Origin of the sequence: Nostoc cycadae WK-1, from assembly GCF_002897135.1 — a bacterium.
Classification (GTDB): Bacteria; Cyanobacteriota; Cyanobacteriia; order Cyanobacteriales; family Nostocaceae; genus Nostoc_B.
Window position 1 is genome coordinate 1 of record NZ_DF978463.1, and the last position, 5130, is coordinate 5130.

A 5130-nucleotide genomic window follows, 5' to 3' on the forward strand; every position below is an offset into this window, starting at 1 on the left:
CAACCACGCCATTGAGAACGAAAGAACGGTTAGGTGTGGAAGTGGCAGTGTCGCAAGGAGTCAGTCCGGTTTAGCTCAGGGCGGATGCAATCAGTTCGGCATCTATCAAGTGGGCTAGTCTCAGGTCGGCAGTTCTAAGGTTGGCACCGCTCAGGTTGGCACTGCTCAGGTTGGCACTTCTCAGGTCGGCATTGCTCAGGTAGGCAGTTCTCAGGGCGGCATCAATCAGGTTGGCATCAATCAGGTTGGCATCAATCAGGTCAGTACTGCTCAGGTCAGTACTGCTCAGGTCAGTACTGCTCAGGTCAGTACTGATCAGGTTGGCAAGTCTCAGGTTGGCAAGTCTCAGGTTGGCACCGCTCAGGTCGGCATTAATCAGGTTGGCATCAATCAGGTTGGCACCGCTCAGGTTGGCATCAATCAGGTTGGCAAGTCTCAGGTTGGCAAGTCTCAGGTTGGCAAGTCTCAGGTTGGCACCTCTCAGGTTGGCACCTCTCAGGTCAGCACCGCTCAGGTCGGCACCGCTCAGGTCGGCACCGCTCAGGTTGGCATCGCTCAGATCAGCATCGCTTAAGTCAACATCACTTAAATTTCGATTCTTAACTGCTTGACTAACAATCTCCTGTACTAAACGCCATTTATCATCAGATTCTGTACTTTCATTTCTCTCTGAACTTTCGCTTAAGACTTGAATATTTTGAACAGGGAAATCGCTAATTGTTGTTAGTTCTCCTGAGTCGATGAGATGTTTAAGCCGTTCGATATCCTCTTGAGAACCTTCTATAAATATTTTGATACTGCCTTCTTTAATATCAGTAATTTTTATACTATGTCCTGAATATTTTCGTAAAAACAATTCAATAGATACTGATAAATCATTATTAACTGAATTTATATCGCCTTCTAATAAAATAACTGCTTTAATTGTTTTGTTGTCTTTATCTATTACACTCACTTGGCGGCGAATTATTTGCACTTGCTCCTCTCCCTCATTAATATCTGGGCTACTAAAATCATTTTTTACTAGTCCATTAGATTGTTCTCTTTCTAGTAATTCTGCAATCTCTGTCCAATCCAATAACTTCAGTTCATCACATATTTTTTTAAAAGAATCAAACTGAATTGGTTGGCGCTGAAAAAATTTTGTAATCGTGCTGCGAGATAATAATATGGACTTCGCAAAGTTTTCTTTTGAGGCAAATCCTAGCCTTTTCAAAGCTTTATTAGCTCTTTCTAAACCTTCTATAGAAGCTATATAAGTTATTTTATTTTTTGTTTTACTTAAACTAGATCCCGCCATAGTTTAGTTTATTTTTATTTATTAAAAAATAATTATGCAGTCATAACTAGAGCATAAGGTAATCATAAGATAACTACAAATTAGTTACAACAAAATCATTGTGTAGTCTGTATTGCAAGGGTTTTGCTCCACATTAGAAGTGTGAAGTCCACATACTCTGCAAAATCCATGAATAACAAGCCAACTTCTAACTCTCGCTCAATAATAGAATTAAGCATTGCTCAGGAACGCTTGAGACAAGCGCGTTACAGTTTCAATCTTGCATTAATTACAACTGCGTTATCTGCTGGTATTAGTATTGTAGGTGCAGGGCTTTTACTATCAGGCAAAGTTCCAGAGGGAGGCATTACTGCTGCTGGCGGCATAGCTGCAAGCGTTCGATGCGTTCAGCTTGCCAAGGACACTAACGACAGGCTCGATAAGATTTTAGCCGAGTTAGAGGATGAAACTTAAATAAATTTTAACTATGAGTACGATGAAGAAGAATTTTAAAATCTAGCGTACACTCGATTTTTGCTAAAATAATAGTATGAATTGGGTGTATGATTATGCCTGTAAAAGAAGCTTCAATAGCCAATCTTAAGACTCAAGCCCCAAAATGGCAGCACTTACCGACTAAGCCTGTAAGAGTACCAGAAATTTTCTCAGAACAAGTTGAACAATACGCGCGATCGCTCGACCGAGGCGAATCTATTCCATCATTTAATGATGTTTTCTTCTCAATACACAGATTCTCTGAAAATGAACTGTATCAGTTACTTTTAGCCATATACGCTGTTTACAGGCCAAAAGACCCTAAACCATTACCAATCACTCAATATCCTGTGCAGGCTGGCTTAGAATCACCTCATTGGAGTGGTGATACTGGACGAGATGAACCGCCGCAGTTAACACCATTCGAGACAGTTATCGCTGCATTAAATAATCTGGACAAAGACGAATTACAACAGATTAGACTGGCCTTAGATTCTTTATTATCAGAAGTAGACCATAAGAGTAGCGATCGCCAAACTCAAATACAACCGCAGCCAGAACCAAAACCAGCAGTACAGCCACCACTGCTAGAACAACCAAAATTAACTGATGCTGAAATTCAAGCGTACACTCGAAAATTCGGCTTTGTTCCCTCAAAATATCAACTAGCTATAATCGATTGGATTCTTAGAGGAAAGGGTAACGCCTGCTGTAACGCTGTCGCCGGGGCTGGTAAATCCTCAAGCTTGTTCCTGGTTGCCAAATCACTTGAGGAAGCAGGTATTCAAATTCATGAAGTAAAAATCTGTGTATTTGGTAAAGAAAATTCTCTTGATTTGATTAGAAAATTTGGTAAAAGATGGGAGCAGTCAATCAGCACACTTCATAGTGCTGGCTGGTCATTAGTCAAGCAAGAATTAAATATTAAAAATAGCCGTGAAGTTAGAGTAACTAATAATAAATATAGAGACATTGCAGCGAGTTTTGACTTGTTGCCTGCGCCCGGCAAAAGTAAAATATCTCTTTTAACTGCTAACAAGATTGTTGAAAAGACAGATATTTTTCTTAAATTAATAGATTTAGTCAGACTTTATAACTTAGAACCCAATTCGGAAACATTAGAAAAACTCTGTAAACATCATGAATTTGAAGGGTTATTGAATCCTTATGAATGTGCCAAACAAATCAAACGATGTTTAATGGTTGGTGAACAGCAAGCAGCCAATAAAGTAGCCTTTGATTTTGTGGATCAACTGTGGCTACCAATTAAATGGGAATTATATCAACGTAGCTGGTTCAAACCTTACAAATTTGTCTTAGTTGATGAGTGCCAAGACTTAAACGCCATTCAACTAGAATTAGTCTGTGCCTTAGCTGGTAAGCACGGCAGAATTTTGGCTGTAGGCGACCCAAGACAGGCTATTATGGGCTTTGCAGGCGCAAATTGTGATAGTTATCAAGCAATTTATAGAAGAATAAACGCTCAAGAATTACCGCTATCAATTTGCTATCGCTGCCCTAGCATTCATATAGAATTAGTTCAAGAAATCTTTCCGAATATTCCTATTGAAGTTGCCAGTAATGCCAAATTAGGAAGCATTGAGAAAATTACTAAAGATGATGTTTTAGAAAAGATTCAAAACAAAGACATGGTTTTGAGCCGCAAAACTGCACCATTAGTCAACCTTTGCTTAAAGTTAATTTCACACAAGAAAAAAGCTCAAATCAAAGGGCGCTCAATAGGGGACTCTTTAAAAGCTGAAATGAAAGCTATACAAGATGATTTTTACTTTATGTGGAGTGATTTTAATAAATCATTAGATAGCTATTTTGAAAAGAAAAAAGCCACTTACTATGGACTAGATAACGAAGAACAAAAAATTGAATCCCTCGGCGATAAAATTGAGGCTATTAGAGCAATTTATGAAGCTTGCCCCAATGCTCAAAGCGTTGATGATTTGATGCTTGAAATTGATGCTATTTTCTCGGATGAAAACGCACCTATTACCCTTAGCACTTGTCACAGGGCTAAAGGTCTGGAAGCCGAGAGAATATTTATTTACAAACCTAACGATATGCCTATGGTTTGGAAGAAACAGCAGGAATGGCAGTATGAGCAAGAAATGAATCTGCTCTATGTTGCCTTGACTCGCAGCAAGGCGGAACTATTTATCATTGGTAATTGTGATTGGTATAAGGAGAAAGATAATAAAGACGAGCGATCGCAGCAACCAGAAAAAGTATGATGAGCAGCCCAGACATTTTCTCAACTAGTGGATTGAGCAGTATGAGAACGATGATTTTTAATACTGCATACCTGAGTATCTAAATACTTGAATACCTAGATACTCAGGTACTTAACTGAAAACCTTATATAACAATACTTTTAAACTTTAAATATTTAAATAGCTGAGTATGCGGATACCTGAATACTCAAGTACCCTTTTCACGTTGCGCTTTGCGATACTCTGCTAATGCACTGAAAAGTTTTTCAGGATCAAATCCTGAAGTGTTTTGAATATTCACAGCAACTTCGCTGTTAAGTGCAACAAAAGAACCTGTCACTACAGTTATCCCTGAATCAGTAAGCCCAAGTACGCGCAACTTAGCCTCTGAAGAGAGTTTTTTCATCTGCTCTGCCAATAAACTTTCTCGTTCTTCCTCGGTCAGTCCTTCGAGCATTCGTTTTACATCCTGGCTTGTCACGAAATTTATTCCTTCTAGCATGATGCGACCTGATAATAGACAGCTCCCATCATATCTTGCTTGTATGCGGCTAGACAGCGATCGCTGAATGATTTGAATGATTCTTAATACCAGTTTTCCATCTATAGCCAATCAAGCTAAGAACTGTATCTATCTCTTCCTCGTTAGCATTCTCAACCAACTTTACAAGGCTGCTTTGACCCTTTCCCAATGGCTCATTAGCAAGCAATTCACAGAAATATTTGCGGGAACCTGGTGCTAGTTCGTCCATACCCTCAAGCAACTTGACAAACACCTCTGGGCTAACCCACTTCTTACCACAGCGAAATTGAGACAAGTGATCCTTGCCTATCCCGACTTTCTCCGCTAAATCCTTACCCTTAATGCCGTGTTTGTCCATTGCCATTTTGAAAATTTCGTGTATCTGCATAATTAATTCTTAAGTGATTATTACCAATAGACATATTATGCAATAAAATCTATCTAATAGATATATTGAATCGACCTCTTAGGTAGATTGATTCCTGTCTCTTATACACATCTAGATGTGTATAAGAGACAGGTTTGTTTACTGAAAGGTCAGAACAGTATGAATTAACAAAGGTATATGTAGTTGAGTTTGGTTGTGAACTTATCTTTTGTAAAGAGGA

At 39.0% G+C, this 5130-nt stretch carries 5 protein-coding genes; 2 read left to right on the forward strand and 3 right to left on the reverse strand.

The window, feature by feature from the left end:
* Positions 1 to 70 precede the first annotated feature (70 nt).
* Positions 71 to 1300: a pentapeptide repeat-containing protein gene (locus NCWK1_RS28740; RefSeq protein ID WP_103127034.1), complete on the reverse strand. Its 1230-nt coding sequence runs from the start codon at positions 1298 to 1300 to the stop codon at positions 71 to 73.
* A 168-nt stretch (positions 1301 to 1468) separates the two neighbouring features.
* Here NCWK1_RS28740 and NCWK1_RS28745 point away from each other — a divergent pair, with 168 nt between their 5' ends.
* Together NCWK1_RS28745 and NCWK1_RS28750 are read left to right on the forward strand one after the other, a co-directional pair.
* Positions 1469 to 1753, forward strand: coding sequence for a TRADD-N-associated membrane domain-containing protein (locus tag NCWK1_RS28745; RefSeq protein WP_103127035.1), 285 nt, complete (start codon positions 1469 to 1471; stop codon positions 1751 to 1753).
* A 95-nt stretch (positions 1754 to 1848) separates the two neighbouring features.
* Positions 1849 to 4020 carry a UvrD-helicase domain-containing protein gene (locus tag NCWK1_RS28750; RefSeq protein ID WP_103127036.1) on the forward strand — a complete coding sequence of 724 codons (2172 nt, stop codon included), beginning with the start codon at positions 1849 to 1851 and terminating at the stop codon, positions 4018 to 4020.
* 187 nt (positions 4021 to 4207) lie between these two features.
* Here NCWK1_RS28750 and NCWK1_RS28755 read toward each other — a convergent pair whose 3' ends face one another.
* Both NCWK1_RS28755 and NCWK1_RS28760 read right to left on the reverse strand, forming a co-directional pair.
* Entirely contained in the window at positions 4208 to 4501 is a 294-nt protein-coding gene (locus tag NCWK1_RS28755) for a hypothetical protein (protein ID WP_103127037.1), read from the reverse strand.
* Between the two features lie 49 nt (positions 4502 to 4550).
* On the reverse strand, positions 4551 to 4910 hold the full coding sequence (locus NCWK1_RS28760; protein ID WP_245895018.1) for a helix-turn-helix domain-containing protein: 360 nt from the start codon (positions 4908 to 4910) through the stop codon (positions 4551 to 4553).
* Positions 4911 to 5130 lie beyond the last annotated feature (220 nt).